General features: G+C 55.2%; 28 protein-coding genes, 1 tRNA gene and 2 pseudogenes. 16 read left to right on the top strand and 15 right to left on the bottom strand.

Annotated elements, in window-relative coordinates:
- Positions 1 to 11 precede the first annotated feature (11 nt).
- The 3 genes from OAN307_RS24105 to OAN307_RS24095 all read right to left on the bottom strand — a co-directional run bounded on the left by OAN307_RS24105 (position 12) and on the right by OAN307_RS24095 (position 4,088).
- On the bottom strand, positions 12 to 1,046 hold the full coding sequence (locus OAN307_RS24105; RefSeq protein ID WP_015502012.1) for a lipocalin-like domain-containing protein: 1,035 nt from the start codon (positions 1,044 to 1,046) through the stop codon (positions 12 to 14).
- Complete coding sequence (locus OAN307_RS24100; RefSeq protein WP_015502011.1) at positions 1,036 to 3,369, bottom strand: ABC transporter permease; 2,334 nt, start codon at positions 3,367 to 3,369, stop codon at positions 1,036 to 1,038. Before OAN307_RS24100 ends, OAN307_RS24105 begins: the two co-directional genes overlap by 11 nt.
- Before the next feature lie 62 nt (positions 3,370 to 3,431).
- Positions 3,432 to 4,088 carry an ABC transporter ATP-binding protein gene (locus OAN307_RS24095; protein ID WP_015502010.1) on the bottom strand — a complete coding sequence of 219 codons (657 nt, stop codon included), beginning with the start codon at positions 4,086 to 4,088 and terminating at the stop codon, positions 3,432 to 3,434.
- A gap of 196 nt (positions 4,089 to 4,284) precedes the next feature.
- Between OAN307_RS24095 and OAN307_RS24090 the strand changes: the two genes are divergently transcribed.
- Positions 4,285 to 5,460, top strand: a complete 1,176-nt coding sequence (locus tag OAN307_RS24090) for an acetyl-CoA C-acyltransferase family protein (RefSeq protein ID WP_015502009.1) — start codon at positions 4,285 to 4,287, stop codon at positions 5,458 to 5,460.
- On the opposite strand, the gene yaaA is transcribed toward OAN307_RS24090, so the two are convergent.
- From yaaA to OAN307_RS24075, 3 genes are all read right to left on the bottom strand, one after another.
- Positions 5,457 to 6,239, bottom strand: a complete 783-nt coding sequence (gene yaaA / locus OAN307_RS24085; protein WP_015502008.1) for a peroxide stress protein YaaA — start codon at positions 6,237 to 6,239, stop codon at positions 5,457 to 5,459. The two genes, OAN307_RS24090 and yaaA, sit on opposite strands and share 4 nt — an antisense overlap.
- 153 nt (positions 6,240 to 6,392) lie before the next feature.
- Positions 6,393 to 8,426, bottom strand: a complete 2,034-nt coding sequence (recQ, locus tag OAN307_RS24080; RefSeq protein WP_015502007.1) for a DNA helicase RecQ — start codon at positions 8,424 to 8,426, stop codon at positions 6,393 to 6,395.
- A gap of 65 nt (positions 8,427 to 8,491) precedes the next feature.
- The gene (locus OAN307_RS24075; protein WP_015502006.1) at positions 8,492 to 8,779 is read right to left on the bottom strand and encodes a YggT family protein; all 288 of its coding nucleotides are present in this window, start codon (positions 8,777 to 8,779) and stop codon (positions 8,492 to 8,494) included.
- Positions 8,780 to 8,904: 125 nt separating this feature from the next.
- Here OAN307_RS24075 and OAN307_RS24070 point away from each other — a divergent pair, with 125 nt between their 5' ends.
- The 5 genes from OAN307_RS24070 to arfB all read left to right on the top strand — a co-directional run bounded on the left by OAN307_RS24070 (position 8,905) and on the right by arfB (position 13,336).
- Entirely contained in the window at positions 8,905 to 9,447 is a 543-nt protein-coding gene (locus OAN307_RS24070) for an acyl-CoA thioesterase (RefSeq protein ID WP_015502005.1), read from the top strand.
- A gap of 59 nt (positions 9,448 to 9,506) precedes the next feature.
- Complete coding sequence (locus tag OAN307_RS24065) at positions 9,507 to 10,883, top strand: MFS transporter (RefSeq protein ID WP_015502004.1); 1,377 nt, start codon at positions 9,507 to 9,509, stop codon at positions 10,881 to 10,883.
- A complete protein-coding gene (gene mepA, locus OAN307_RS24060; protein WP_015502003.1) occupies positions 10,871 to 11,806 on the top strand; it encodes a penicillin-insensitive murein endopeptidase in 936 nt (311 codons plus the stop codon). The genes OAN307_RS24065 and mepA overlap by 13 nt, the downstream gene beginning before the upstream one ends.
- Before the next feature lie 104 nt (positions 11,807 to 11,910).
- Entirely contained in the window at positions 11,911 to 12,546 is a 636-nt protein-coding gene (locus OAN307_RS24055; RefSeq protein WP_015502002.1) for a queuosine precursor transporter, read from the top strand.
- Positions 12,547 to 12,916: 370 nt separating this feature from the next.
- Positions 12,917 to 13,336: an alternative ribosome rescue aminoacyl-tRNA hydrolase ArfB gene (arfB, locus tag OAN307_RS24050; RefSeq protein WP_015502001.1), complete on the top strand. Its 420-nt coding sequence runs from the start codon at positions 12,917 to 12,919 to the stop codon at positions 13,334 to 13,336.
- 34 nt (positions 13,337 to 13,370) lie between these two features.
- Here arfB and OAN307_RS29290 read toward each other — a convergent pair whose 3' ends face one another.
- The gene (locus OAN307_RS29290; RefSeq protein WP_187292526.1) at positions 13,371 to 13,532 is read right to left on the bottom strand and encodes a hypothetical protein; all 162 of its coding nucleotides are present in this window, start codon (positions 13,530 to 13,532) and stop codon (positions 13,371 to 13,373) included.
- A 79-nt stretch (positions 13,533 to 13,611) separates the two neighbouring features.
- On the opposite strand from OAN307_RS29290, the gene OAN307_RS24045 reads away from it, so the two are divergent.
- Positions 13,612 to 15,141 carry an anti-phage dCTP deaminase gene (locus OAN307_RS24045; protein WP_015502000.1) on the top strand — a complete coding sequence of 510 codons (1,530 nt, stop codon included), beginning with the start codon at positions 13,612 to 13,614 and terminating at the stop codon, positions 15,139 to 15,141.
- A 13-nt stretch (positions 15,142 to 15,154) separates the two neighbouring features.
- Here OAN307_RS24045 and OAN307_RS27375 read toward each other — a convergent pair.
- The 6 genes and pseudogenes from OAN307_RS27375 to tsaD all read right to left on the bottom strand — a co-directional run.
- Positions 15,155 to 15,463: pseudogene (locus tag OAN307_RS27375) on the bottom strand (IS6 family transposase); the annotation flags it as partial.
- A gap of 237 nt (positions 15,464 to 15,700) precedes the next feature.
- Positions 15,701 to 16,093 (bottom strand): DUF1761 domain-containing protein, encoded by a 393-nt coding sequence (locus OAN307_RS24040; RefSeq protein WP_015501999.1) that lies wholly within the window; start codon positions 16,091 to 16,093, stop codon positions 15,701 to 15,703.
- Positions 16,094 to 16,151: 58 nt separating this feature from the next.
- A complete protein-coding gene (locus OAN307_RS24035; protein WP_015501998.1) occupies positions 16,152 to 16,571 on the bottom strand; it encodes an EVE domain-containing protein in 420 nt (139 codons plus the stop codon).
- On the bottom strand, positions 16,571 to 16,843 hold the full coding sequence (locus OAN307_RS24030) for a YciI family protein (RefSeq protein WP_015501997.1): 273 nt from the start codon (positions 16,841 to 16,843) through the stop codon (positions 16,571 to 16,573). The genes OAN307_RS24035 and OAN307_RS24030 overlap by 1 nt, the downstream gene beginning before the upstream one ends.
- 2 nt (positions 16,844 to 16,845) lie before the next feature.
- Positions 16,846 to 17,808, bottom strand: coding sequence for an NAD(P)H-dependent glycerol-3-phosphate dehydrogenase (locus tag OAN307_RS24025; RefSeq protein WP_015501996.1), 963 nt, complete (start codon positions 17,806 to 17,808; stop codon positions 16,846 to 16,848).
- Positions 17,805 to 18,899: a tRNA (adenosine(37)-N6)-threonylcarbamoyltransferase complex transferase subunit TsaD gene (gene tsaD / locus OAN307_RS24020; protein ID WP_015501995.1), complete on the bottom strand. Its 1,095-nt coding sequence runs from the start codon at positions 18,897 to 18,899 to the stop codon at positions 17,805 to 17,807. Before tsaD ends, OAN307_RS24025 begins: the two co-directional genes overlap by 4 nt.
- Before the next feature lie 85 nt (positions 18,900 to 18,984).
- Here tsaD and OAN307_RS24015 point away from each other — a divergent pair, with 85 nt between their 5' ends.
- The 8 genes and pseudogenes from OAN307_RS24015 (at position 18,985) to OAN307_RS23985 (ending at position 24,354) form a co-directional block, all read left to right on the top strand.
- On the top strand, positions 18,985 to 19,674 hold the full coding sequence (locus tag OAN307_RS24015; RefSeq protein WP_015501994.1) for a uroporphyrinogen-III synthase: 690 nt from the start codon (positions 18,985 to 18,987) through the stop codon (positions 19,672 to 19,674).
- Between the two features lie 71 nt (positions 19,675 to 19,745).
- The gene (locus OAN307_RS24010; RefSeq protein ID WP_015501993.1) at positions 19,746 to 21,068 is read left to right on the top strand and encodes a hypothetical protein; all 1,323 of its coding nucleotides are present in this window, start codon (positions 19,746 to 19,748) and stop codon (positions 21,066 to 21,068) included.
- An 18-nt stretch (positions 21,069 to 21,086) separates the two neighbouring features.
- On the top strand, positions 21,087 to 22,559 hold the full coding sequence (locus OAN307_RS24005; protein ID WP_015501992.1) for a heme biosynthesis protein HemY: 1,473 nt from the start codon (positions 21,087 to 21,089) through the stop codon (positions 22,557 to 22,559).
- 42 nt (positions 22,560 to 22,601) lie between these two features.
- Positions 22,602 to 22,677, top strand: a tRNA-Thr gene (locus tag OAN307_RS24000).
- A 65-nt stretch (positions 22,678 to 22,742) separates the two neighbouring features.
- Positions 22,743 to 22,901: a hypothetical protein gene (locus tag OAN307_RS29285; RefSeq protein ID WP_015501991.1), complete on the top strand. Its 159-nt coding sequence runs from the start codon at positions 22,743 to 22,745 to the stop codon at positions 22,899 to 22,901.
- Positions 22,898 to 23,620: an IS6 family transposase gene (locus OAN307_RS23995; protein ID WP_015501990.1), complete on the top strand. Its 723-nt coding sequence runs from the start codon at positions 22,898 to 22,900 to the stop codon at positions 23,618 to 23,620. The genes OAN307_RS29285 and OAN307_RS23995 overlap by 4 nt, the downstream gene beginning before the upstream one ends.
- A 51-nt stretch (positions 23,621 to 23,671) precedes the next feature.
- Positions 23,672 to 24,157 (top strand): annotated as a pseudogene (locus OAN307_RS23990) (gamma-glutamyltransferase); the annotation flags it as partial.
- A 2-nt stretch (positions 24,158 to 24,159) separates the two neighbouring features.
- Entirely contained in the window at positions 24,160 to 24,354 is a 195-nt protein-coding gene (locus tag OAN307_RS23985; RefSeq protein WP_015501988.1) for a hypothetical protein, read from the top strand.
- 4 nt (positions 24,355 to 24,358) lie between these two features.
- Here the strand turns inward: OAN307_RS23985 and hspQ are convergent, their stop codons facing one another.
- Positions 24,359 to 24,685 (bottom strand): heat shock protein HspQ, encoded by a 327-nt coding sequence (gene hspQ, locus OAN307_RS23980; RefSeq protein WP_015501987.1) that lies wholly within the window; start codon positions 24,683 to 24,685, stop codon positions 24,359 to 24,361.
- Positions 24,686 to 25,148: 463 nt separating this feature from the next.
- Between hspQ and OAN307_RS23975 the strand changes: the two genes are divergently transcribed.
- On the top strand, positions 25,149 to 25,736 hold the full coding sequence (locus OAN307_RS23975) for a transglycosylase SLT domain-containing protein (RefSeq protein ID WP_015501986.1): 588 nt from the start codon (positions 25,149 to 25,151) through the stop codon (positions 25,734 to 25,736).
- 86 nt (positions 25,737 to 25,822) lie between these two features.
- Here OAN307_RS23975 and OAN307_RS23970 read toward each other — a convergent pair whose 3' ends face one another.
- Positions 25,823 to 26,440 (bottom strand): LolA family protein, encoded by a 618-nt coding sequence (locus OAN307_RS23970; RefSeq protein WP_015501985.1) that lies wholly within the window; start codon positions 26,438 to 26,440, stop codon positions 25,823 to 25,825.
- Between the last annotated feature and the right edge of the window lie 125 nt (positions 26,441 to 26,565).

Here is a 26,565-nt window from a genome sequence, read left to right as displayed (position 1 = left end):
GTCGCACCCTGTCATTCATACCCTGTCATTTCCAGATAGCCGACGCCATTGTGGCTACCTGTGACCGTAATTGGGCCTTCCCAATAGGGCACAGAGGTTTCCATCCATGCTTGGTCGTTGATCGCGGCGATAGTGACGTCGACATCGCGGTCCGGCAGGGTCACGCGCCACTGGGTAGGGATGGCGCGCCCGTCAACAGTTGCGATAAACAGCGGTTCGGCGTTGAACGTCCCATCGGGATAGGTGGTCGTTTGGCCGTCCGGTTTGATCCATGTGGCGGAGGTGTAAAATGTTCCATCGGTCTGGCGCAGGCGGAAGCCCATCAATTTACCTGTGTCAAGCGAGAGCGAGAACCAGTCCCAACCGGTTTGATCGTCTGATAGCGGCTGTGATGACCATTCACGATCAAGCCACGCGCTGCCGCTCACATCGATATCGCCGTCGGGCAACGCCAACGTCCCCTCAATCGCATAGAATGGCTGTGAGTAGTAATAAGACGCCTGCCCTTCGGCGGATTTCACAGAGTAGCCGTTGTCACCATGAAAAATCAGCGGACCAAGTGCCGTTAGGTCCATATCATAGGCAAAATCGGGGCCACTGGCGGTCATGCGCAGTGTGTTAAGATCGGGACCAATAAGCTGCCAATCATCAATCCACGCCTCAAACGGGTCAGCGGTGACGCCCGCCTGACCGATACCGCCACGGGCAAGGCGTTCGGTGACATAATGCGCGTCAGCTGTCGTGACCGCAGCATGACCCATCCACAGTTGCGGGGAGGACCATCCAGTGCCGTTTTCCGGCGCAAGGGCAGTGCGGAACAATGTCCATTGAAGGCCATAGGGCGTGCCATCTGCATCTGTGAGGTTCGCAGTCAGATACCACCATTCGATGCGGTAGTTCGCGTGCGGGCCGTGATCGGCTGGAAAGTCAAATATCGCGGGGCTTTGGGGGGTTGCAAAGCTATCAGTTGCAGTGCCAAGGCCGGCAAACCCTTGCGCCGAGGCGTCAAACGGCCAGAGCAACAGGAGGAGCACCCTAACGTTCATTGGAAAACACCTTGAGCAGATCAGTGGGGCGCGTACGGGCCAGTTTTCGCGCAGGCCACAAAGCCGCGAGGACGGCGGCAATAACCGCAAAGACCGCAAGGCGTAAATAGGCCATAGGAAACAGGTACATCGGCAGGCGCCAGCCAAAGGCCTCAACATTGACAACCGCCAAAAGGGTCCACGCGAGGGCGAGGCCAAGCGGCAGCGCGAGGGCAGCAGTGAGCAAGGCCAGCAGCACCGCACGGATGATTTCGATGCGCCCCAATCGTGCCCGCGTCAAACCCTGTGCCCAGACCGGCGCAAGTTGTGGCAGGCGCATGGTGGCGAGGGTCAGCAGGCTCATTAATATGGCAAACCCTGCCACGGCGAGGGTCAGGACATTGAGCGCACCTGTGACAGTGAAGGTGCGTTCAAAAACATCGAGAGAGAAGGCCTTGATGCCCGCTTGGTTGATTATGTTGGCTTCGGCCAAACCAAAGCTGTCGCGCAGTTCGGCGGATAGCGCCGAGACGTTGGCGGGGTCCAAGCGTAACCCGAACTGCAGGGCACGAATGTCGGGGAACAGGCGTTCAAACAAGGTTTCAGTCACTATGACTTGCCCAATGGGATTTCCGTAATCACCATAGATACCAAGGACAGTAAACGGCTGGCCAGCCAGCGTAACTTCATCGCCAATCTTGATATCACCACGCCGCGCGAGCTGTTCGTTGATGGCCGCACCTTCCCCAGCTTCGATGCGAAGCCATGCATTCGGGGCGGACTGTAGGAACACCCAATTTTCGCGGTACGTCGCATGGGCCGTTGGACCATAGATTTCGGAGGCCAGACCACGGATATCTTGGTCGACAGATTGGATTGGCAGGACTTTGTCGACCCGTGGTGTCAGAAAAATTTGTAGCGCAGCGGCCTGATCCGCATCATCGGCATAGACATAAAGTTCCGACGCCAGTCGTTGGTCGAGAAAGCCTGTGAACGTCAGCCGGAATGAGCTGACCATCGTTGACACCCCGACATTCGCGGCCATCGCCAGAAGCAGCGCCATCAGCGCCAGTGACAAGCCCGGCAATTGTTGACGGGTGTCGGCCCAAAACCATTCCGCGATGACAGATTTCGCACGTGATGCGCCGAAGGCCAGCACATAGTCTAGCACCACAGGCAAGGCCAAGGCCGCGCCAATCAGCAACGCGGCGAGCATCCCGAAGCCTGCAATCAACCCACTGCCAAACGCGCCAAGTAATACCGCCAAGATCAACAACCCTACGGCAAGCCCCGCCTGATACAATCGCCCCCTGCCCGCCTGCATCGCCCATGCGCGCGGGCGCGCCGACGCCAATAGTGGCATCCGCGCCAGTTGGAACAGCGACGTCGCGGCGGCCATACCCGTGCCACCAACAGCGATCAGCAGCCCGGAAAGCCACCATTCAGGTCGTAACTGCAACGTGCCAGAAACAGACGCGCCATATAGGCCAGAGATTGTCGCGGCGACATCGGGCAGCAGTGCAGCGGCGATAAGGTACCCAAGACCGACACCGATTGCCCCCGCAATCAGTGACAGGGCGAGCAATTCAATCGCGATCAGCGCCACCAGTCGACGCAACGGAAAGCCTAGCGCGCGCAGGGTACGGATCACAGGGCGGCGCTGTTCAAACGCCAAGCCGATTGCGCCGTGAACGATAAAGATGCCCACGGCAAAGGACAGTAAACCGAACGCAGTCAGGTTAAGGTGAAAACTGTCGGTCAGGCGCGCCACGTCCGTCCCGTTTTGCGGGGTGCGCAGCGTTAGGTTAGGGCTCACGTCCGCAAACGGGGATTGGTTCAAAGGTTGCGCAGACGCGACGATTAGGCGACTGAGAATGTCATCCATGTCGAGCAATCGTTGCGCCGTGCCGACATCTGTCAGGATCACACCTGGTGCCACGTCCGGTGACGGCACGAGTGAGACGTCATAGTCACCGATCCGATCCAGTGTGGCTTGTGTGGCGAAGAATACCCCGCCCGTCAGCACATCGACTGTCAAATCCCCATCGCTCAGATCGACGGGGCCAAGGCCATTTGGCGCAGTCAGCGGATCAAGCCCAATGAGCCGGACACCGTCCAGCCGTCCTTCGGCGACAGGGCTAACGAGCCATCCAGCGCGGCGCAAACGGATGTAGTCGGCTTGCGCGATCGTGCCGCCGTCTGACGTGATCTGCGCGAACTGGCCTTCGCCCAATGTCGCGGCAGCGGCGTCATAGCTCGCGCGGGCTTCGGCGTTTACCGCCTGCACGCCGGACCAAAGCGCTGTCGCAAGTGACAAGCCAACGACCAATGTGAAAAGCTGCATCGGGTTACGCCACCAGTGTGACAAAAGTGCGTGTAACCCAGTCCTAGTAAGGCTTTGACGGGTCATGCGACGCGGCCAGCCCGCAGGTGCAACCGCCGCCCCATACGCCCCGCGAGCCGCTCAGAATGTGTCACCATAAGCAACGCGGCATTTGTTTCAGCCACCAGCGCCAACATCAGATCCAACACTGTGTCAGCGGTGGTTTCATCCAGATTGCCTGTCGGTTCATCAGCCAGCACAAGCGCCGGACGCGCCGCCAAAGTCCGTGCGATGGCGACCCGTTGTTGCTGCCCACCCGACAGTTGTTCAGGATATTTCGTCATATGATCAGCCAGACCCATGCGGGTGGTCAAATCACGAATCCAATCAAGGTTTTCAACGCCCGCAAGCCGCGCCTGAAACGCAATATTTGACGCGACAGAAAGCGACGGGATCAAGTTGAATTGCTGAAAGATAACGCCGACTTTGTCGCGCCTTATGGCGGCGCGGGATGCATCATTGAGTGCACCAATGTCCACGCCATCAATCTCGACGCGGCCACCATCGGGTTGGTCCAATCCGCCAACAAGATGCAAAAGTGTGCTCTTGCCGGAACCGGATTCCCCGGTCAGCGCAAGGGTTTCACCCCTGTTCATCGCCATGCTGATTCCCTTGAGGATCACCACGGCACCGTCTGGGCCCGTGTGGGTTTTGATAAGGTCTGTGACGCGCAACAACATGGTGTTATTTATTCCAGCAAGCGGTGGACACGGCAAGGGATCGGGGAACGATTGTCTTAAAAGCCGCGTATAGAAAGATGGAGCGGCAGACGCTTGTGGCAAGTTATCTGACTATTAGACAGCACGCCGCGACGTCAGACTTGGCGGATCAGCGCGAGTCGTTAGGGTGCGGGTTAACAATTTGAAGGAGCGGACCATGTCCAACATCGTCATTCTATCAGGGGCCCGAACCGCAATTGGCGCTTTTGGCGGCAGCCTTGCTGGGAGCACGCCCATTGATCTGGCCACGACCGTCAGCAAAGCGGCGCTAGAACGTGGCGGGGTTGATCCCACACAGATCGGCCTTGTGGCGTTCGGACACGTCATCAATACGCAACCGCGTGACATGTACCTCAGCCGTGTCGCGGCCATGGATGCGGGCATTCCTGAGACCGTGCCAGCGATGAATGTGAACCGATTATGCGGGTCCGGCGTGCAGGCGATTGTATCGGTTATTCAATCGCTTATGCTTGGGGACGCGGACTTTGGCCTTGCGGGCGGTGCCGAGAATATGAGCCGATCACCATTCATTCTGCCCAACGCGCGTTGGGGTGCGAAGATGGGCGATATCGCGGGGCATGACATGATGCTTGGCGCCTTGAATTGCCCGTTCGGCACCGGACACATGGGGGTGACGGCTGAAAACGTCGCGGCGGAACATGGCATCACCCGCGCCGCGCAGGACGCTTTTGCGATGCAATCCCAAGACCGTGCTGCGGCGGCGATTGAGGCCGGGTATTTCGATGAACAGATCGTCCCTGTTGAGGTGAAGCAGCGGCGAGAAACTGTTTTTTTTCAACGTGATGAGCATCCTAAGGCGACCACGATTGAAGCGCTGTCCGGGCTGCGCACCGTGTTCCAAAAAGACGGGACCGTTACGGCGGGCAACGCATCAGGTATCAACGACGGTGCGGCGGCGGTGGTTTTGGCGACGGCCGATGCGGCTGAGGCTGCTGGGCTGACACCAAAATTCCGCGTGTTGGGCTATGCCCACGCGGGTGTTCGACCTGAGGTTATGGGCATTGGTCCGGTACCTGCCGTGCAAAAATTACTAGCAAAAACAGGGCTTTGTACGGATGATTTCGATGTGATCGAAAGCAATGAGGCGTTCGCATCACAGGCTTTGGCGGTATCACAAGAATTGGGGTTCGATCCGGCGAAAGTGAACCCCAATGGCGGCGCGATTGCGCTGGGCCATCCGGTTGGTGCGACGGGTGCGATCATTACCGTAAAAGCGATGTATGAGCTTGAAAGAACGGGCAAAAAACGCGCATTGATTACGATGTGTATCGGTGGTGGTCAGGGTATCGCATTGGCGATTGAGCGGATTTAAGCCCCTTTTGGATCAGGGTAATTGCGCAGGAAAACCGGGCGATTTTCGGTCGATAAGTCAGGATCGAGGGCATATCCGCCTGAGGTGAATTCGTTAACGCCTTGTGGGGTCGTGACGCGGTGTTCGATGATGTGGCGGGCCATGGCGCCACGGGCACGTTTGGCGAAGAAGCTGACGATGCGCGGGCGGTCGTCTTTGACTTCCATAAACACAGGCGTGATGACGTTTAATTTCAATGCTTTAGTGTCTGCAGCACCGAAGTATTCCTGTGACGCGCAGTTGACCAATGTGTCCGTGCCCATTGCAGCGGCCTGCGTGTTCAGAGCGTCGGAAATCGTGGTGCCCCAGTAGTCATAAAGCGATTTTCCGCGTCGGGTTTTCAGACGGCTGCCCATCTCAAGACGGTAGGGCTGTATCGCATCAAGTGGGCGCAAAAGACCGTAAAGGCCAGACAGAATCCGCAAATGATCTTGGCCATAGGCCATGTCATCATCGCTCAGCGTTTTGGCCTCAAGCCCTTGATATGTATCACCGTTAAACGCAAGCGCGGCGGGTTTTATACAATCCGCAGACGGCACGTCTTCGAAGGCCATAAACCGGTCATGGTTCAGGCGTGCCAGTGCATCAGAGATCGACATCAGGCTTTTGAGCGCGGTCAAAGTCAGGTTTCGCGACGTCTTGGCCAGCCGGATTGCATCGTCTTGGAATGCGGGCTGTGTCCCGACAATATCCACGGGGTCCCAATCAAGGGATTTGGCAGGCGAAATGACGGTCAGCATGGGTATTTTCCCCTATATGCACTGCGGTTGGGTTTTGAGATAAAGTTAATCAGGTCTGAAGCAAATTTAACCAGTCTTACCGTTCTGGTAACTGACACACAGTGTACACACGATGTACACAAACTGTGCAGCCCAACGTGCATCTTGGCGCGATCAAGCATCGCGCAGAATGTCGAGAAACGCCGCGCCAAAACGGTCTGCGGCACGGTCGCCCAAAAGGCGGGTAATCGCGGCTTCGTCGCGGGGTTTCTGACTGGCGACTTTCGCGATTTGGGAGGCGGAACAGGACATGGGTTTGTCGGCGCCCGACGGTCCGCGTGACAGGTCAGCCTGTACTTCCAACAGGCGGTCATAAATTGAGCCTTCGTTGCGTCCAGCGAGTTTTTGGCGTTGCGGATGAAGCGCCGCGGCCTCACCGTTGATGACTTCCAAAAACGCCGCGCCATAACTGTCAAGTTTTTTTGTGCCAACGCCGCCGATGCGGGCCATATCATCGAGGGTTTTGGGGCGTTTTTCGGCCATTTCAATCAGGGATTTATCCGTGAAAACGATATAGGCAGGGCCGCCGATCTGTTCGGCAAAGGCGCGGCGTTTCGCCTTGAGCGCGGACAGCAGAGGCGCGTCTTCCTCAGATACCATTTGTTTGACTTTGGGCCCAGATTTTGCCGATTTGATGGTGTCACGGCGCAAATCAATCGTCGCTTCGTCGCGCAGAATTGGGCGGGCTTTGGGTGTCATGCGCAACGCGCCGTGGCGTTCAGCGTCGGGGCGCATCAGGTCGTGGCCCATCATTTGCCGGAAAATCGCCTGCCACTGCACGCGGGAATATTCTTTGCCGACACCAAAGGTCGGCAGTTGGTCGTGGCTACGTTGCGCGACCTTTTCTGTCATGTTGCCGAGCAGAATGTCGATCAGGTGGCCGGCGCCAAAGCGTTCATCGGTGCGCAATGCTGCGGACAATGCCATGCGCACAGGGGTCGTGCCGTCGAAAACATCGGCGGGTTTATCGCACAGATCGCAGTTACCGCAGGCTGTGGGATCTTCGCCAAAATAAGACAGCAGGTTTTGGCGGCGACAATGCAATGCTTCTGCCAAACCGAGCAGCGCGTTCAGGCGACCATGATCGGCGGCGCGGCGTTCAGGTGGCGCCAAGCCTTCGTCGATTTGTTGGCGGCGGTAGCGGATGTCGTCTGGGCCAAACAAGGTCAGGGTTTCAGCAGGGGCACCGTCGCGGCCAGCGCGGCCGATTTCCTGATAGTAGGATTCGATGGATTTGGGCAGGTCGGCGTGGGCGACCCAGCGGATGTCAGGTTTGTCGATACCCATGCCGAACGCGATGGTGGCGCAGACGATGAGCCCGTCTTCTTGTTGAAAGCGGCGTTCGACATTTCGGCGATCATCAGCGTTCATGCCGCCGTGATAGTGGCAGGCGGAATGGCGTGCGTCACGAAGGGCCTTGGCGAGGGTTTCAGTTTTTGCGCGGGTGCCGCAGTAGACAATTCCAGCCTGTTCTTTGCGGGCATTGGCAAAGTTGATGATCTGCGCGCGCGGCCCGTCTTTGGCGGCGAAGGCAAGGTGGATATTAGGGCGATCAAAGCCCTGCAAAAAGAGTGTCGGCGCCTGACCATCGAACAGTTTTTCGATAATTTCAGCGCGGGTTTCTTCGTCGGCGGTTGCGGTGAATGCGGCAAGTGGCACGTCAAGGTCGCGGCGCAGATCGCCAATGCGCAGATAGTCAGGGCGGAAATCGTGGCCCCATTGGGAGACGCAGTGCGCTTCGTCCACGGCGATCATCGAAATACCCGCTTGGCGCAACATCCGCTGTGCGCCGTTAGACGCAAGGCGTTCGGGCGCCATGTAGAGTAATTTCAGGGTGCCGTTTTCAAGATTTCGCCATACTTCATCGGTTTCTTCTTCGGTGTTACCAGACGTCAGCGCGCCTGCGATGACGCCCGCTTCTTTGAGGCCGCGCACCTGATCGCGCATCAGGGCGATGAGAGGGGAAATGACCACGGTGACGCCATCACGCACCAGTGCAGGCAACTGAAAACACAGGGATTTACCACCGCCCGTGGGCATGATGGCAAGGGTATTTTTGCCGTCGGTCACGGCCTCAACGATCTCTTGTTGGCCCGGACGGAAACCGTCAAAGCCGAAAACGTCGCGGAGAAGCGTGGCGGCGCTCATGTTTATACCTGTGCGTGTTTTGCGGTTAGGTGCAAAGAATCACAGCGGGGGCTTGGGGGCAAGCCTTAGCCGAAGGAACCGGCGTTATTGAACAGCACGATGCGGATTGCCTGAATTGCCAGCAGTGCCACCAGTGGAGCGAGGTCAATGCCGCCCATTTGCGGCATAATGCGGCGGATCGGGCCATAGATTGGTTCCAGCAGGCGGCTTAGGCCATACCAGATTTGCGCGACGAACTGTTGGCGAATGTTGAGGACCTGAAACTGGATCAACCATGACATGATGAAATGCGCAATAATGAAGAAGCGAACAATATCGAGGATCATCATCAGGATTTGGTAAAGCGATTGCATAGGGTGTTCCTAGGTTAGGGCATTCGATCGGCTGCAGGAGAGGTAAGCACGCAACGGGTAAAGGGCAATGACTTTCCGTGGCGTTACGCCTTGACGTTTACGTCACTTAGTCGTTTGTGAGTTTCATGTACCCATTTATTCGCCTCGGCCTGAATCTGTATGCGGCGCGCAAATTGCCGCCGATGAACGCGCTGGATATGCATGTGAGCCAGCATCGCTGTCGGCCCATTGATTGCGATATCTTTCTGGAAATGAACAACGGCCGTATTCTGACGCTGTATGAAATGGGGCGGTTTCAGGCAGCAGTTCGCATGGGGCTTTGGGCGCTGCTGAAGAAAAAGCGCTGGGGGCTGACGGTGGCGGGCACGTCTATTCGCTATCGGCGGCGGATTACCCCGTTTGAGAAGTATGAAACGCGCACCAAAATCGCGACGTGGGACGACCGGTTTGTCTATATCGAACAGGGCATGTTCAAAATGTCGGGCGAATGTGCCAGCCACATTTTGATCCGCACGGCAGTGGTCGCAAAAGGCCGCGCGGTCCCGACCGATGTGTTGATTGAGGCAATGGGAATTACCGACCCGCGCCCCGAGCCTGCTGATTGGGTGAGCAATTGGATCGACGCCGAAGCAACGCGGCCTTGGCCACCGGAACTCAACAAGACATAACGATTGCCAGTTTGTCGCTTTGCCTGTCTTATTGCCAAAAGCGGGCAGGGGACGGTTTCATGGCGACAGTATGTAAGAGACGTATTTGGGGTTGGATGGCCTTTGATTGGGCAAGCCAGCCGTTTTACACGCTGGGTTTGACGTTCATTTTTGGCCCATATTTCGCGGCAGTTGCGGCGGAATATTATCTTGGTTCTGGACTAGATGTTGATACCGCAAACGCACGCGCGCAGGGCATTTGGTCGGGCGGACAGACGATTGCAGGCCTGGTCATCGCGTTTTCCGCACCGTTTCTGGGGGCCTTTGCTGACAATTCAGGTCGCAAAATGCCGTGGATTGCGTTCTTTTCGATTGTCTATGTGATCACCATGACGATGCTGTGGGGCCTGACGCCGGATGGTGGAAACCTGATCTGGATGCTGGTGATTTTTTATGTTGGCTTTATCGCCGCGGAAAGCGCGCTGAATTTCGTCAATGCGATCCTGCCGAGCCTTGGCACCAAGAATGAAATTGGCCGCATCAGCGGATCGGGTGCCGCGTTTGGATATTGGGGCGGCGTCACCGCGTTGTTTGTGATGTTGTTGCTGCTGGCCGAAAATGAACAAGGTGTGACGCTGTTGGGCAACCCGCCGCTGTTCGGGTTGGACCCAGAGATGCGCGAAGGCACCCGGTCTGTTGGGCCGATGATCGCGATCTGGTTCGCAGTGTTCATGATCCCGTTCTTTTTATGGGTTCGTGATGATCCGAAGTTGGGCGGAAAATCGACCAAGATATCATCTGTTGTGGGTGAATTGTGGGAGACGCTGAAATCTGTGAAAGACCGCAAAAGCCTTTTGAATTTCTTAGTTGGATCAATGTTTTATCGCGACGCACTCAACGCGCTTTATGCGTTTGGGGGGGTCTATGCGGCGTTGGTTCTGGATTGGTCGACAATCTATATCGGCGTGTTCGGCATTGTCGCGGCGATTGCGGCGGCGATCACCACATGGCTTGCGGGATTGGCCGACCAAAAGTATGGGCCAAAGCCGGTGATCCGCGTGTCCGTCTGGGCGTTGATCGTGGTCAGCACCATCATTGTCGGCATGTCGCGTGAGGCGATGTTCGGCATTCCCTTGGCCGAAGGGTCGTCAATTCCTGACATGGTTTTCTATGTCTGCGGTGCCGTGATTGGCGGCGCCGGTGGCGCGGTTTATTCTGCCAGCCGATCCATGATGGTGCGCCACACACACCCTGAACGACCCGCCGAAGCGTTCGGCTTATTCGCCCTGTCGGGCAAGGCTACGGCGTTCTTGGCCCCTGCGTTCATCACGCTGTTCACGTACCTGACGAACAACAATCAACTCGGCTTTTTGCCTGTGATCTTTCTTTTCTTGGCGGGGCTGTTTCTGCTTCGATGGGTTAACCCACAAGGGGATCACGACGAATGGTCGGCATAGTCAAAACCAGTATCTTGATCGCGGCATTGGCGTTGACCGCCAGTTGTCGCAACACCAACGTCAGCCAAGCGGCCCCTGCAGCGGTGGTTATTTCGACGCAGAACGCAGGCGACAACCGCGTCGCAAAAGAGGTGTTCGGTTACATCCCCGCAGCATCGAACCAACAGTCTGAAGCATTTGGAGGCTATGCCCGTGGCTGTCAGGCGGGCGCTGTGCAATTGCCCGAAACCGGTGCGACGTGGCAGGCAATGCGTCTGTCGCGCAACCGCAATTGGGCGCAACCAGACACGGTTGATTATGTGCAGGACCTTAGCCGCTTTGCCGCGATGATGGACGGTTGGGACGGAATTTACGTGGGCGACATGAGCCAGCCACGCGGCGGGCCAATGCTGACTGGCCATGCGTCCCACCAAACCGGGCTGGACGCGGACATCTGGATGCTGCCGCCCAACCGATTAAACCTGAACCGCCAAGAACGCGAAGATCTGTCGTCGATTTCCATGCGGCGTGATCGCGGTGCGTTTACCAATTCGAGCTGGACCGAGCAGCATATGCAACTGCTGCGCGCTGCGGCCAGTGACCCGCGCACGGCGCGAATTTTTGTGTTCCCCGGTGCGAAGATCGCAATGTGTAATTGGGAAACCGGTGATCGCGCATGGTTGAATAGAATTCGGCCATGGTACGGACATCATTATCATTTTCACGTGCGGCTGCGGTGTCCAGACGGTGACAATGGATGTGAAAATCAGGCGCCGCCGCCTGCTGGTGACGGATGTGGCGATGCGCAGAATTGGGTAAATGACATTCTGAATCCACCACCCCCGACGCCCGTTGATCCCAATGCAACACCCCGCGCACCACGTGGTCCGTTAACCATGGCGCGGCTTCCGGTACAGTGTTTGGCCGTCGCACAAAGCCAGTGACCACACAACAGGATTGACAAGTGAGACGCCGCATTGCAATAGAGCGGCGTCCTTTATCCTGAAGGGCCAAGTGTCCGACTACCTTGTCAAAACGGATTAATATTATGACCCGAATTCTTCCTGGCGTGTTCGCCATGGCCATCGTTGTGGTGGCGTCCAACATCCTTGTGCAGTTTCTAATCCTTGACGGGTTGCTGACATGGGGTGCATTTACTTACCCGCTGGCGTTCCTTGTGACCGACGTGATGAACCGCTGTTATGGTGCTTCGACGGCGCGGCGTGTTGTTTTCATTGGCTTTATCGTTGGTGTGGTGTGTTCCTTGATCGGCAGCCAGATCATGATCCAAGGCGACGGGTTTGCATTTCCTGCCGTGGCCCTGCGTGTGGCGATTGGGTCTGCGACGGCGTTCCTCGTGGCGCAGCTGATCGACGTGGCGATCTTTCAGCGGCTGCGCGACGGGGCGTGGTGGCGCGCGCCATTGGCGTCAACATTGATCGGGTCGACCATCGACACGGCGCTGTTTTTCACCATTGCATTCAGTGGGTTCATATCATTTGGCGCAAATGCGGACGCCGAGATTTCATGGGCGTGGGATGCGGTGCCGTTCCTGCTTGCGGGACCAAGCGCCCCGCTTTGGGTGTCGCTGGCCGTGGCGGACTGGGGTGTAAAGCTCACCATTGCGCTCTTTGCGCTGCTGCCATTCCGCCTCATTGTTGGGCGAATGTCAAAACCTGCCTAGGGTTAGTCATTTTTCCTTTGGTGATTACCAGAACTTGTGGTTTCCTACCTTTAACGGAAACAAACGAGAGGAGGTGATCCAGTGTCTAGAAAGATAGTGGAGACGTGTGACGGGACAACTATGGGGGGCCGTGTCTAGGGCAAACCTTGGATGCGAATGACCATAGGTGAGACCGCGTCTTGTATTGGCGCGCAAATTGGTCCGATTGCCGTGATATAGGTTTCGGATTGCGCTCTAACCGGCCACACCTCCTGAACTTTCGACGGGCCGCTCCTTAGCTGGGGCGGCCCTTTTCGTTGAAACCGGTCGAATGTATACAAAACCCAAACAGGGGTTTGTCTGGTTTGGACAAAAGTGGGATGGTCGCCAGATGGGACTTCGGATCAACGATTCAATCGAAATTGAGGACTGGGAGCTGACAGAGCAATTCGTGCGCGCGTCCGGCCCCGGTGGGCAAAATGTTAACAAGGTGTCGACTGCAGTTGAGCTGCGGTTCGAGGCGGCGCGATCCCCTGCGCTGAGCGGTCCGGTGAAAACACGGTTGCGCCGATTGGCGGGGCGCAAATGGACGGGCGACGGCGCGGTGATTTTGTTTGTGCAGGACACCCGATCACAAGCGCGCAACCGCGAGATCGCGCGGGACCGGCTGGCGGAGTTAATCCGCGCAGCGCTGTTTGTGCCCAAACGACGGGTCAAAACGCGGGTGTCGACCAACCAAAAACGCAAACGCGTGGATGCGAAGAAGAAGGTGGGCGAGGTTAAGAAGTTAAGGGGGAAGGTGGAGGAGTGATTGGGGGGGGGGGCGCCAATGAAACTGTGTTTCATCAGTTCATCTTGAATCTACCTGCTAGATGCAAACGCGTTGAAGCAGCCTGCTTAGAAATGGTTATCACCAACTGTTCGTGCTCAAGCTTCCGATTTCTTTTGACTATATCTACTTCAACACGGTCTTTGGAATTTACTTCTGTGAGGTTATTTTGTGCCATGAAAGTCTTCCTGTGAATCTTTAAAATGAATCATTCATTGGTTTACCGCAAGGGTTTCGCTGGCATGAGGTATTTTTGAATGAGTAAAGTTGTGGATAAAACTTTAGCGACAAGGGCCAGCAACTACCGGCCTGAACTTGTCATTGGCCTTGTTGGTCCCATCGGTTGCGACATCACAACAGTGCAAACTGTTCTAGATGGCGAACTCAGGAAGGTCGGATACTCGACGAAACAGATCGGTCTGAGTGACTCTCTGGGGGGTCTGATAGAAGCCAAGACCGGAAAGTCTGAAGACATAAACTTAATTGAAGAGAAGATGGAGGCAGGAAATAGAGTCTGCCAACTCCTCAGTAACGAAGCAGTTCTTGCCGCCGAAGCCATCAGGTTAATCCGTGAAGCGCGACGGGAAGAGCATGAGTCACGAGGCACAAAAATCGAGGGTGGTGCGGATTCCGAGAGTCTTCCTGCAGAAGGGACAGCGTACATCGTCCGCCAACTAAAGCGGGAGAAGGAAATTGATCTGCTTGCGAAGGTCTATGGCCGACAGTTCATTCAGGTCTCGATAACTCAAGACGTGGCAGCACGCAAACAAAGCCTAATAACGCTAATAGGCAACCAGCACCCTGCATTCAATAATGAAATGTGCTCCGAACAAGCTGATGATTTAATAAAGAAAGACGAGGATGACGAAGACACGTTTGGCCAGAAAATTGGGGATATTTTTCATCTTGGCGACGTCTTTATTGAAGCGCGGTCTAGAAAAACCGTTGAGGACACTTGTCATCGATTTATACAAGCACTCTTCGGTAGAAATGATATTTCACCAACTAGGGACGAATTTGGTGCATATATGGCGAAGATGGCCTCACTTCGTTCGGTTGACTTATCAAGACAAGTGGGAGCCGCGATTCTTACGCCTGAAGCCGACGTCATTTCAATTGGATGTAATGAAGTTCCCAAACCGAACGGTGGCAATTATTGGGACGATGATACAGAAAAACACCGCGATATTGATGAGAAGGGTGAAGCCAACAAAGCTGAAACAAACCGCATTGTTTTCGACTTTCTTAAAGCCTTGCACCAAACTGGGTCACTTAAAGATGATCTTGATCCATCAGGAATTCTTGATAACTCGGACAAGCGGAAAGCAATAATGGCCTCGGCAATTGGCGACATTACTGAGTATGGCCGTATGGTCCATGCAGAAATGAATTCAATATCTGATGCGGCTAGACTTGGCAGGCGCATTCAAGGTGCCACAATGCATGTTACAACCTTCCCCTGCCATAATTGTGCCAAGCATATTATTGCGGCTGGCATTAGCCGTCTGGTCTTTATTGAACCTTATCCAAAGAGTAAAACACGACAGCTCTATTCATATGCAATATCCGATACAAAGGACTCAGATTTGGGTATGACACTTGAACATTTCGCAGGTATATCACCTCGACGATATCGAGATATTTTTGAGAAAAAGAAAAGGCGTAAATCTGACGGAACCATCGAAGATTGGTATCAAGGAAAATGCATTCTGCGAATTGGCCAACAACCAATAGAGGGAACCGAAAACGAAGTTCACGCCCTAAGCGAGAACATGTACTCTCCCTAAACCACAACCTCCACCCGTTACTGTCGACAGCGCGCCATAGCCAATACTTCTTGCCGTTTATCGGAAGGACAACTTCGTCCAGGTGCCATTTGTCCGCCACTTTGGGTCGATCTCGGCGGATCACCTTGGCATATTGTGATCCGAATTTCGCTACCCAAGCGCGGATGGTCTCGTAGCCGACTATAATCCCGCGTGCTGCCAGCAAGTCCTCGACATCGCGCAAACTCATGGGAAATCGGTGATAGGCCCAGACGGCGTATGCGATGATCTCAGGAGAAAAACGATGGCCCAAGAAGGCGCCAGATTGCTTGGGCTTGGTCATACGAATGCATACCCCGAAGGGAAATACCCCGCAACTTGACGATCCCGGCTTTTCTTATTTTAGACGAATTTTCTGGGCAATTGATTTGCATGAATTGGAACGCAAGGTGTATCCCAATAAAGCGGTCAGTATGGCCCGGACCGATTTCAGTGATACGTGTGGTGGCTTTTAGGAGTGCACGTTGGTGAGAGAAAGGGTCTGGGCGGGGTGCTTGGGCCCTTTCATTTTCCCAGACAGTTAGAACAATGTTAGGATTGCGCCAACGATGGCACAGCCGAACGTGGCATAACCACTATCAATCAGCGTCAGCTTGAACGGACGATTGGTGTAGCCGTTATTGATCATGATCCACGGGCTAATGAAAAACAGCCCGATGCCGAGGCCAGAAATCAGACCTTTGCCGACGGTTTCGATGCCCGAAAGCGCAAATGTGTGACGCATCATGCCCGACACAAGGATCATTGCAACGAGCGCCATGACGTAGGGCACCATCGTGGCACCCTCAGGCCGACCATTCTCATTGGCTTTGATGCCGGCGGCGTCCATCCATGGCTTTGACAGCGTCATGTACCAGGCGGCCCCAAACGCAAAACCCGCAAATGCGGCCACTATTACAGCTATAAAATCCATCTTTTCTCCCAGGGTTTTTCATCTGGGTCAGATTTTAGGGACGAATGGGGTCAAAAAGCTAGGGGTTTGTCCGACCTAGGGCACAAATTGCCAGCCATTCATCGTCGGACACAGGTTGGACAGACAGCCGTGAATTCTTGACGAGGACCATTTCGCTTAGGCTGTCGTCGGCCTTGATCTGGTCCAGCGTCACTGGTGTTTCGAAAGGTCGAACTGCCTTGATGTCCACACACTCCCATCGATCATCATCAATGGTGCTGTCGGGATGGGCTGGTGCGCAGACTTCAACAATGCCGACAACGGCCTTCTCTTTTTGAGAATGATAAAAGAAACCGCGATCACCGCAGGCCATTTCGCGCATAAAATTACGGGCTTGGTAATTGCGCACGCCGTCCCATTCTTCGCCCGCATCACCCTTGGCAACTTGGTCGTCCCAGCCCCACGTGGACGGTTCGGATTTGAACAGCCAGTAACGCATCAGCCGATGACCTTCTTCCATTCCTCAATGCGGACATCTTTGAACAATCCGGCCTTTTGGTAGGGATCATTGTCTGCCCAAGCCTGCGCCGCCGCAATGCTGTCAACATTCATGATGATCATTGATCCACACATTTGGCCGTTAAGGTCCAGAAACGGACCCGCCATTTCGACAACGCCTGTCTCAGCAATATAGGCTAGGTGGGCGTCGCGGTTATCGAGACGGATCTGTAAGGACGCAGGATTATCACAAGTAATAAGAACGACGCGCATGTTTATTCCTTTCTAAGGGGACGAGAGAGAAGGGTGGCGAGAGCGGTTTCAGGGTCAATCTTACCAGATGATAGATCAGCAACAACACGGCAGATCGGGAGATCAAGATCGTGATGTTTCGCAAGGTTAGTGACTGATATGGCGGTCGCCGCACCCTCAACCGTGGTGTTTGGATCGAAATCTCTTGCAGCACCGATTGCCAAACCGAAACGATAGTTGCGCGATGCATCCGACGTACAGGTCAAGGCCAGATCGCCAAAGCCGGACAGCCCTGTAAGGGTTTCGGGGTCAGCACCCAGCGCCCCACCGATGCGCCGCATTTCTGCAAACCCACGTGTGATCACAGCGGCGCGCGCGCTTTCGCCAAAACCAGCGCCCATACAAACACCACATGCAATCGCTATCACATTCTTGAGCGCACCACCAAGTTCAGCACCTATAACGTCATGACTGAGGTAAAGCCGCAGGGTCGGGGTCGAAAGGCAGGCTTGTAAATAGGCCCCTTCGTCCCCGTTTTTGCAGGCTAACGTTAGGGCTGTGGGCAAATGGTTGGCGATGTCGGCGGCAAAACTTGGCCCCGTCAGCATTGCGCCGATCGCATCTGGCACGTGCGCTTCAATCTGCGCCACAGGACCGCGCAAAGTGGTCTGATCGATACCTTTACAACAGGCGACCAACCGTTTGCCTGCAAGATGTTGGGCGTGTTCTGCCAACCAGGCCCCAAGTTTTTGCGCTGGGATCGCGAGCAGGACAGTTTCAGCGCCAAATACGTCTTTAAGATCCGAAGATATCAGAACATCACGTGGGATTTTATGGGTCGGCAAACGTGCCTTATTTTCGCGCGACTTTGCCATCTCAGTGGCCACATCTGAATTGCGGGCCCAAAGTGTTACCGGCCCATTCGCGGCCAATGAAATCGCGAGTCCTGTTCCGAATGCCCCAGCGCCTGCAACTGCGATCTTCATGCTTTGGCGCCCTTCTTACCGCTCCCCAGCAGTGTCGGACTGGTTTGGTCGAGTGGCCATCTTGGTCGGGCAGAGAGGGTCAAGTCATCGGTCATACCAGCAGTTAAGCGCAGCAATCCTGCATAAGCAATCATCGCGGCGTTATCTGTACATAGAGCGAGAGGTGGGGCGACGAAAATAGTCTCTGTCTCGGCGCAAAGTTCATTTAGCGCCTGACGAATTGTCCCGTTCGCAGCGACGCCCCCGGCGACGGCTAGGGTGTTCACATCGGGTGAAATGGCGCGTGCTGCGATCAAAGCCTTTCGCGATTTACCGACCAAGACATCCGTCACAGCCGCTTGAAAACTTGCACAGAGGTCGGCGCGAACTGCCAAGGGAATGCCGCTATATTTTGTTATCACATCATCGCGAGCCCGTAGAACTGCTGTCTTCAGACCAGAGAACGACATGTTGCAATCGTCGCGGCCAAGAAGCGGGCGCGGCAAGGCGAATGCGCGCGCGTCACCGTCTTTCGCGGCGTGTTCAACGGCGGGCCCGCCTGGTTGTGAAAGGCCAAGAATACGCGCGGTCTTATCAAACGCTTCGCCGGGGGCGTCGTCGATGGTTCCGCCAAGGCGTATGTATTTGTCGTGGTCCTGCACCAGCAAAAACTGGCAATGACCACCAGAAACCAGCAACATCAGATAGGGAAACGCGATGCTGTCTGTCAGTTGTGGTGTCAACGCATGACCCGCCAGATGGTTTACGCCAATTAGCGGCAGGCCGGTCGCGGCGCTAAGGCCTTTGGCGCACATCACACCAGACAACACGCCACCAATGAGACCGGGTCCGGCGGTGACCGCGATTGCATCGATTTCGGACAGGTCAACATTGGCCACCATCAATGCATCTTCGATTGCATGATCAATCTTTTCCGCATGGGCGCGCGCAGCAATTTCGGGTACAATTCCGCCAAAATCAGCATGTGCTTTGGTCTGATCGAAGACAATATTGGATAAGATGGTGGCAGAGCCTGCGACACCGCGCACGACGGCGGCGGCTGTGTCATCGCAGCTGCTTTCGATGCCAAGGATGGTAAGGGGTGCCGACATGATAAGGAGGCCCGTTTGCTTGCGTCTGGAAACTCCGCAGGTAACACTTGGCCGCAATTGCCACAATGGTCAGAGGGATGTTGCTATGGCGCGCTTCGTTAATCCTATCGTTTTGGTCACGAGACCAGAGGCAGACGCGCAGCGGTTTGTTGATGCTCTTCGTGCGGTATCCGGCCAGTTCGACGTGATCACCAGTCCTGCCTTCGAAAATGAGGCTTTGTCCGTTGATATGCCGGACTTCGACACTGCGATTTTCACGTCGCAAGCCGGTGTCGCACAGGCGCCGCGGGGCAATGGACGGCCTGCATTTTGTGTCGGTGATGCCACGGCAAATGCAGCAACGGATGCAGGTTACGTTTCCGTCAGTGCTGGTGGTTCTGCTGACGACTTGGTGGCGCTGATTCTAAGGCAGCGACCAGATGACGCGTTGCTGCATATTCGCGGTGCAATCGCGCGGGGGGATATCACTAAAAGTTTAAACGAGGCAGGGTTGCGGTGCCAAGACGTAGTTGTGTATCGCAAGGCGACGCGGGGTCCATCCCAAACAGCCCGTGATGCGTTAGAGAGTAGTGAAATGGTGATAATTCCGTTATTTTCTGCCGAAACAGTATCGATATTGGAGAATTGGCCACTGCATTTTGGCGGCTGTGTGGTTGTCGCGATAAGCGATGCAGTCGCAGGTGCATCGCGCGTTCTTTCGCCTTTGAATATTTTGGTATCAGACGCCAATGACATGCGCGCAATGGCGCAAGCGACGGCGCGTTTGATTGCTTGAGGGTCTGCAACCGCCACGATAGAGTGATGGTGGGGCGATTTAGCCCTGTGTGAAGTGAGTAGGGTGTAAACGTGGCCAAGACGACTAACGGTAAAATCGGAGAATCCGAGGTTGACGCGTCGGTTACTGATGCAGTTGAAATGTCTGAGAGTACTGCGGATGAGACGACTGAGTTAGAGACCACTGAACCCGCGACTGACGATCCTATTGGGGACGATATTCTGAAAGATGAAGGTGTCGTTGGTTTGGATGGCGCGCCCGAAGACGGTTTGGATGTGGAGGGCGTGGAGGGCGTGGAGGACGCGTTCGTTGCGCCCACCGTAGAACCGGACTCGAACCCGACAGAAGAACTGGACAAGCCGGTAGAAGAACCTGAGATGATTAATGCCGTTCAGACACCTGCCCGACGTGAAAACGCAACATCACGCGGATTTATTCCGCTTTTGATTGGGGGCCTTGTCGCGGGTACGATCGGGTTTGTGATTGCTGCGGTCTACGACCGTAATAATCGATCAGGCGATATAAGCGTTCAGCTGGCCGCGCAAGCTGATCAGATTGCGGCGCTTGAAGCGCAGATCGCGAATATCCCAAGCCTTGATTTAACAAGCATTGACGCACAAATCTCTGATTTGTCCGATCAGACTACTGCGCGACTCAATGAACTTTCTGACAGAGTTGGCACGCAAATTACTGCCTTTGATGACCGTTTGACAGATGTTGAGATAGCCCCCGAAGCAGACGGCACAATGTCCGATACAGGACCGAGTGCCTATCAGGTTGAAATCGACCAACTTCGGGCAGAGATGACTGCCCAACAAGAGGATGTGATGTCTATGGCCGCGCAGGCCGAGGCTGATCTTGCAGCGATCCGTCAAGAGGCAGCCGAGCTTGAACAAGAGGCCATTGTAACCGCGCAGGATGCTTTCGTGCGCGCTGCGTTGAACCGCGTCGCGGCGGCTGTTGAAACAGGCGCGCCCTTCGGTGACGCCCTGTCCGATATTGACGTGAATGATTTGCCAGTTGTTCTTACTGATGCTGCCGAAAGTGGTGTTGCGACAACTGCGCAGCTTACTCAGGACTTCCCAATTGCTGCGCGGTCCGCACTGGCAACTGCGCGCGCTGAAGGCGTTTCCGATGATGCGGGCGGGTTTGGCGGGTTCTTGCGCAGCCAGTTTGATGTGCGATCTACTGCGCCGCAAGAGGGCGCAGGCCCTGATGCCGTCTTGTCGCGCGCAGAGGCGGCTATCAAAGAAGGCCGCGTCGCCGATGCCTTGGCTGAACTCGAAACGTTGCCGCAGGTGGCCCGCGCTGAACTGAATGACTGGATCGCACGTGCGACCCAACGTGCAGACGTTCTCGATGCGATTGCGACCCTTTCCGAAACCTTTGATTAAAACTGAGGCTGCACACAAATGCTCTGGTCCCTTGTAAAGATTTTGGCCTTCGTTGGCGCCGTAATGGCCGCCACGTTTGGCGCCACCATGTTGCTCGAAATGGAGGGCAGTGCGACGATTGATATTGGTGGGCAAGCTGCCAGTTTCTCGGTTATTGAGATGGCGATCGGACTGATCATTCTGGTTGCCCTCGTTTGGCTGGTTTCCAAATTGGTCGGTCTTGCGGTTGCAGCGTTCAAATTCCTGAACGGGGATGAAACTGCGATCTCGCGCTATTTTTCCCGCAACCGTGAGCGCAAAGGATACGAAGCGTTGTCAGAGGGCATGTTGGCACTGGCATCCGGCGAAGGTCGTTTGGCGATGGCCAAAGCAAACCGCGCCGAAAAATTCCTTGAGCGGCCTGAGTTGACAAATCTGCTGACCGCGCAAGCGGCCGAACTTGCGGGGGATCGCAAGACTGCTGAGCTGACGTATCGAAAGCTGCTTGCAAACGACAAAACCCGTTTCGTCGGGGTGCGTGGAATTATGAAACAAAAGCTGCAAGATGGCGACACGGACACGGCACTGTTGTTGGCACAGAAAGCGTTTGCGATCAAACCAAAGCACGTTGAAACGCAGGACACACTTCTGCGCCTTCAGGCTGAGAAATCCGACTGGAAGGGCGCGCGCGAAACACTCACCGCCAAGCTGAAGACCGGACAACTGCCACGCAACGTTCATCGCCGCCGCGACGCTGTGTTGGCGTTGTCTGAGGCAAAGGGTGTGTTTGCCGAAGGTGCGACGCTTGAGGCGCAAGAAGCTGCAATCGAGGCAAACCGCATGTCCCCTGATCTGGTGCCCGCTGCTGTCATGGCGGCGCAGTCCCACGTCAATAAAAACGCCGACCGCGCTGCCACGCGGGTTATCAAAAAGGCATGGGATATTGCACCGCACCCAGATCTTGCAGCGGCATTCGCAGCGATTGCGCCCCATGAAGATCCGGCAGTGCGTCTCAAACGTTTTGGTGCATTGACGAAGGCGCATCCTGATCACCCTGAGACAAGAATGCTTTTGGCTGAGTTGAACCTTGCTGCGGAAGATTTCCCAGAAGCGCGCCGCGCAATAACCGAATTGGTCGCGCAAGACCCGACGGCACGAAGCCTGACGATCATGGCAGCAATAGAACGCGGCGAAGGATCGACTGATGCAGTTGTCCGTGGGTGGCTTTCTAAAGCGTTGATCGCAACGCGCGGCCCACAATGGATTTGCGATAATTGCCAACACATCCACCCAGCCTGGGTGCCTGTCTGCGTCAATTGTTCTGGTTTTGATACTTTGGCTTGGCGTGAACCGCCAAAAGGCGAAGTTGCGATGCCCGCTGGTGTTGAAATGTTACCGCTTATCGTCGGGAAAATCGAACCCTCGAAGGACACCACAGACGTTGAGATTTTGGAAGCCGAGGTCGTCAATAATGAGATTGCCATAGCGACGGATAACAATGACGAAAAATAGAGCTTTTCGGAAGAATGGGGCGGTGCTAAACCCTGCGCTGTGGCCGCTGTAGCTCATCTGGTAGAGCACATCATTCGTAATGATGGGGTAGTAGGTTCGAGTCCTATCAGCGGCACCAAAAATTACTAATTTTACCTTTTTTATAAAGGCTGTTAAAAATAGTGTCCTGCAAAGGGAACTCAAATGGTAGTCAAAAAGGAACTCAAGGTCGTCGCAAGCGGTGAAACTTCCGTTGCTGTTTCTGGTGATGCTTCGAGCATCAACCAAGAGGACGACCAGATGCTCATTAAACGGGATCGTCAAGTTGCGGGGTATTTCCCTTCGGGGTATGCATTCGTATGACCAAGCCCAAGCAATCTGGCGATTTCTTAGGCCATCGTTTTTCTCCTGAGATCATCGCATACGCCGTCTGGGCCTATCACCGATTTCCCATGAGTTTGCGCGATGTCGAGGACTTGCTGGCAGCGCGCGGGATTATAGTCAGCTACGAGACCATCCGCGCTTGGGTAGCGAATTTCGGATCACAATATGCCAAGGTGATCCGCCGAGATCGACCCAAAGTGGCGGACAAATGGCACCTGGACGAAGTTGTCCTTCCGACAAACGGCAAGAAGTATTGGCTATGGCGCGCTGTCGACAGCAACGGCGATGTGCTGGACATCCTCGTCCAGTCTCGGCGAAATAAACGGACCGCGGATCGGTTTTTCCGCAAGCTATTCAAAACATTTGGCGCGCCACGGGTCGTTGTGACGGACAAACTCCGAAGCTACGGGGCCGCACTAAAGGACCTCGCTCTAGGCATCGAGCACCGAAGCCATAAGAGACTCAACAATCGATCCGAAGGGTCGCACAGGCCGACCCGGCGGCGAGAAAAATGCATGGGTCGGTTCAAATCACCCCGCCAAGCGCAACAATTTCTCTCCGTCCACGATCAAATCCAAAATGTCTTCCGCCACCGCCGCCACCGCCGCCACACGCTTTCAGCCGCTTGCTACCGTCAGTCCAGAGCCGACGCCCATTGGATCTGGGACGACATCACGCGAGTGCTGAAGGCTGCTTGAGATCCGGCGTCCGGGCTATCGTTGCGAAGATCGCCGACAACTCGACGATGCCATTCGATCTTCCATTCATTCGGATCCGGCCTCGCATCTGATAAATTTAGCATCCTGTTCCAGAACCGCGCCGCAGGTTTCACCCTTGAACAAGGCCACCCCAATATGGCTATGGGCGGCAAACGCCCGCTGCACACCATCATTCCTGGTATGGTCAAACGCGCGGGCAAGATCGAAATGCCATTCGGCGTCATGGGCGGCGCGTACCAGCCCTGCGGCCATGCGCGGTTGCTGACCAATATGGAAGATTTCGGCATGGACGCCCAAGCCGCCATCGATGCGCCACGCTGTTTTGCCGAACACGGCGGGCTGACGGTGGAAACTGGCTACGACGATAACGTGGCACAGGCGTTGGCTGACAAAGGTCACATAATCAAACGTGCAGAAACACCGATTGGCGGGGCGCAAGCCATCGTGGTACGCGAGGATGGTGTCCTCGAAGGGGCCAGCGATCCGCGTAAAGATGGCATAACATTGGGATATTGAAAATGGATATTGATGCACTCAAAAAACGGCTCGCCCGCACATTCGGGCTGGCGTTCATGCTGGCAGGCGGGTTGCTCTGTGGGACGGCGGTGAACGACGCCCTAAACGGTGTGCCAGACGCAACGCTTTATGCGGCAATATATGCGGCAATGTTTTCGTTTGGGGGAATGTTGTTCTTTTGGGCCAAGAAACCCTAAGAACCTAGTTCAGCTGGAAATGCAGCGGATACTGACCGTCTTCAAACGGCCCAAACAAATCGTCCAAATCGGGGTGGTCCACAGGCTGGCCTGAATAGTCCGCGACCAAGTTCTGTTCGGATACGTAAGCCACGTAATAGGACTGATCGTTTTCGGCCAGAAGGTGGTAAAACGGCTGATCCTTTTGGGGCCGCGCCTCTTCCGGGATCGCATCATACCATTCTTCGGTGTTGGTAAACATGGCGTCCACATCAAACACGACACCGCGAAACGGATGTTTGCGGTGGCGAACCACTTGGCCCAGATGATATTTCGCAAGTGTCTTCAGCATGGTTTTTCAGCCCCTTGGCCGTTACTAGACAATTCTGCCCACATGAGTCCATGCAAACAGGGAAAAAATAGCGGAAACAGACTGTGTTGTTTATCCTAACAGTGTTTGGAATCGCGCCTCTGGTCTCTTTAATTGGCGGCTGTCGGGTTAGCGTAGATGAAACAGGGACATGACTACCGTGTTGAATTTGTGATACAATTCGCGATCGCACTGGCGTTGCTGATCGTGCAAATTACCGCCGCTGTCACCGTGACATCTTAACTGCTGTCAGAAAAATGCGCAGCGGGGCCGGACAGCTTGCGGGGCTTGTTGCAGGGGTCTTCGTGTGTCGACGCCCTTGTCGGCGGTCACTTTACCGCTCATCACGGCAGTTGTGATCTAATTTCGCGCCAAAACCGGTTCACAGGCGGCCCCGCATCCGTTATCATGATCGCAATAAAAAAATAAAAGAAGCGAGAGGCATATGAGCAAACTCTTTCGCGCGGCCCTGTTATTAATGATCTTGGGAAGCTGTGCAGCCCGAGACGCTTCAGCGCCGCGCAATCTGGACAACGCCTGTTCCATTCTAACTGAACGCCCGCACTATGTGCGCGCCTTCAAACGGGCTGAACGAAACTGGGGTGTGGAAACCCACGTCTTGATGGCGATAATCTATCAAGAAAGCAAATTTATCGCCAACAACCGCCCACCGCACACCTACGCGTTGGGGATCATCCCGACAGGTCGCCAATCATCCGCACTTGGCTATAGCCAGGCGTTGGACGGGACATGGCAAGATTACGTTGATCAGCACGGTAGGCGCCGATCAAGCCGTACCGACATTGATGACGCGACGGATTTCATGGGCTGGTACATGGCCGCAACAGTGCGTGAAAATTCCATACCACTGAGCGACACCTACAACCAGTATCTGGCCTACCACGAGGGTCGGACAGGCTGGCGTCGCGGCACGTATCGATCAAAACCTTGGCTGATCCGCATCGCTGGCGAAGTCCGTAACCGCGCCGTGATGTACGACGCGCAATTGCGTAGCTGTCGCCGGTTCCGGTGAACAGCACGCCTTAAAAATAAAAAGCGCGTCCCAAATTCGGGGCGCGCTTTGTTGTTTCTATAGCTTTGGATTCAGCGTCGGCGACGTCAGTTGCCCCAAATCCGCATCTCTCGCTGTATATTGAACAGGATATTTGGCACGCGGCCGTCCTTTGCCAAATCACCCAAAATCACCGTCGTCTGCTGGCCTGTATCGTCCGTGACGATCCACTGGCGCAACTCGACCGGACTGGACGTATACACCATCTGAATACTGCCATATTCGGGATGATCGGGGTCTTGCGCTGTCACGATCGTGGTTGTCCCATCAGTGGTATGCCCCGTGACCATATCGGTGCGCGAAAAATCAATGTTGCGTTCAAGAATGATCGACAGCGGTGTCTGGTTTAACGGATAGCGATCCGGCCCGCTGTTGGACCGCGGATCAAAAATCGCGACTTGACCACCACCCGCGACAACTAACGATTCCTCGGGCGGATTATATTCGAACCGTACACGGCCTGGCCGTTTGATAAAGACTGTCCCGGTCGAAATCGTGCCATCTGCATTGATCTGCGTAAAGGCGCCTTCGGCACTGGTGAACGAGTTGAGATAGCTGGACACTTGGTCCAACGACAACTGCTGCGCAAATAGAGGCGAAGCCGCGAACCCTGCAAGCGCAAGGGGAACGGCCAAAAGACATAGTCGGCGTGTTATTAAATTCATATTTCATACCTAATCTGGCGGCGCATGACTTGCACCCAATCAATGGGACAAACATTGGTGATCGCGTCGCGTTAAGCGATATCATGCCACTTGTTAACCGATAGCACGGTGATGCAATCAGGGTG

Source organism: Octadecabacter antarcticus 307 (assembly GCF_000155675.2).
Taxonomy (GTDB): Bacteria; Pseudomonadota; Alphaproteobacteria; order Rhodobacterales; family Rhodobacteraceae; genus Octadecabacter; species Octadecabacter antarcticus.
Note: the sequence above shows the minus strand (reverse complement) of the source record. Positions and strands in the feature narration are given on the sequence as shown.

Bases quoted from the DNA above. Each gene is read 5' to 3' on its own strand.
- OAN307_RS23995 (WP_015501990.1), top strand. From the start codon at position 22,898: ATGACCAAGCCCAAGCAATCTGGCGATTTCTTAGGCCATCGTTTTTCT.
- OAN307_RS24055 (WP_015502002.1), top strand. From the start codon at position 11,911: ATGACCCGAATTCTTCCTGGCGTGTTCGCCATGGCCATCGTTGTGGTG.
- arfB (WP_015502001.1), top strand. From the start codon at position 12,917: ATGGGACTTCGGATCAACGATTCAATCGAAATTGAGGACTGGGAGCTG.
- OAN307_RS23985 (WP_015501988.1), top strand. From the start codon at position 24,160: ATGGATATTGATGCACTCAAAAAACGGCTCGCCCGCACATTCGGGCTG.
- hspQ (WP_015501987.1), bottom strand. From the start codon at position 24,685: ATGCTGAAGACACTTGCGAAATATCATCTGGGCCAAGTGGTTCGCCAC.
- OAN307_RS24090 (WP_015502009.1), top strand. From the start codon at position 4,285: ATGTCCAACATCGTCATTCTATCAGGGGCCCGAACCGCAATTGGCGCT.
- OAN307_RS24015 (WP_015501994.1), top strand. From the start codon at position 18,985: ATGGCGCGCTTCGTTAATCCTATCGTTTTGGTCACGAGACCAGAGGCA.
- OAN307_RS24035 (WP_015501998.1), bottom strand. From the start codon at position 16,571: ATGCGTTACTGGCTGTTCAAATCCGAACCGTCCACGTGGGGCTGGGAC.
- OAN307_RS24040 (WP_015501999.1), bottom strand. From the start codon at position 16,093: ATGGATTTTATAGCTGTAATAGTGGCCGCATTTGCGGGTTTTGCGTTT.
- OAN307_RS29285 (WP_015501991.1), top strand. From the start codon at position 22,743: ATGGTAGTCAAAAAGGAACTCAAGGTCGTCGCAAGCGGTGAAACTTCC.
- OAN307_RS24030 (WP_015501997.1), bottom strand. From the start codon at position 16,843: ATGCGCGTCGTTCTTATTACTTGTGATAATCCTGCGTCCTTACAGATC.
- OAN307_RS24025 (WP_015501996.1), bottom strand. From the start codon at position 17,808: ATGAAGATCGCAGTTGCAGGCGCTGGGGCATTCGGAACAGGACTCGCG.
- OAN307_RS24095 (WP_015502010.1), bottom strand. From the start codon at position 4,088: ATGTTGTTGCGCGTCACAGACCTTATCAAAACCCACACGGGCCCAGAC.
- OAN307_RS29290 (WP_187292526.1), bottom strand. From the start codon at position 13,532: ATGGCACAAAATAACCTCACAGAAGTAAATTCCAAAGACCGTGTTGAA.
- OAN307_RS24005 (WP_015501992.1), top strand. From the start codon at position 21,087: ATGCTCTGGTCCCTTGTAAAGATTTTGGCCTTCGTTGGCGCCGTAATG.
- OAN307_RS23975 (WP_015501986.1), top strand. From the start codon at position 25,149: ATGAGCAAACTCTTTCGCGCGGCCCTGTTATTAATGATCTTGGGAAGC.
- OAN307_RS24065 (WP_015502004.1), top strand. From the start codon at position 9,507: ATGGCGACAGTATGTAAGAGACGTATTTGGGGTTGGATGGCCTTTGAT.
- mepA (WP_015502003.1), top strand. From the start codon at position 10,871: ATGGTCGGCATAGTCAAAACCAGTATCTTGATCGCGGCATTGGCGTTG.
- tsaD (WP_015501995.1), bottom strand. From the start codon at position 18,899: ATGTCGGCACCCCTTACCATCCTTGGCATCGAAAGCAGCTGCGATGAC.
- OAN307_RS24105 (WP_015502012.1), bottom strand. From the start codon at position 1,046: ATGAACGTTAGGGTGCTCCTCCTGTTGCTCTGGCCGTTTGACGCCTCG.
- OAN307_RS23970 (WP_015501985.1), bottom strand. From the start codon at position 26,440: ATGAATTTAATAACACGCCGACTATGTCTTTTGGCCGTTCCCCTTGCG.
- OAN307_RS24100 (WP_015502011.1), bottom strand. From the start codon at position 3,369: ATGCAGCTTTTCACATTGGTCGTTGGCTTGTCACTTGCGACAGCGCTT.
- OAN307_RS24070 (WP_015502005.1), top strand. From the start codon at position 8,905: ATGTACCCATTTATTCGCCTCGGCCTGAATCTGTATGCGGCGCGCAAA.
- OAN307_RS24075 (WP_015502006.1), bottom strand. From the start codon at position 8,779: ATGCAATCGCTTTACCAAATCCTGATGATGATCCTCGATATTGTTCGC.
- recQ (WP_015502007.1), bottom strand. From the start codon at position 8,426: ATGAGCGCCGCCACGCTTCTCCGCGACGTTTTCGGCTTTGACGGTTTC.
- yaaA (WP_015502008.1), bottom strand. From the start codon at position 6,239: ATGCTGACCGTCATTTCGCCTGCCAAATCCCTTGATTGGGACCCCGTG.
- OAN307_RS24045 (WP_015502000.1), top strand. From the start codon at position 13,612: ATGAGTAAAGTTGTGGATAAAACTTTAGCGACAAGGGCCAGCAACTAC.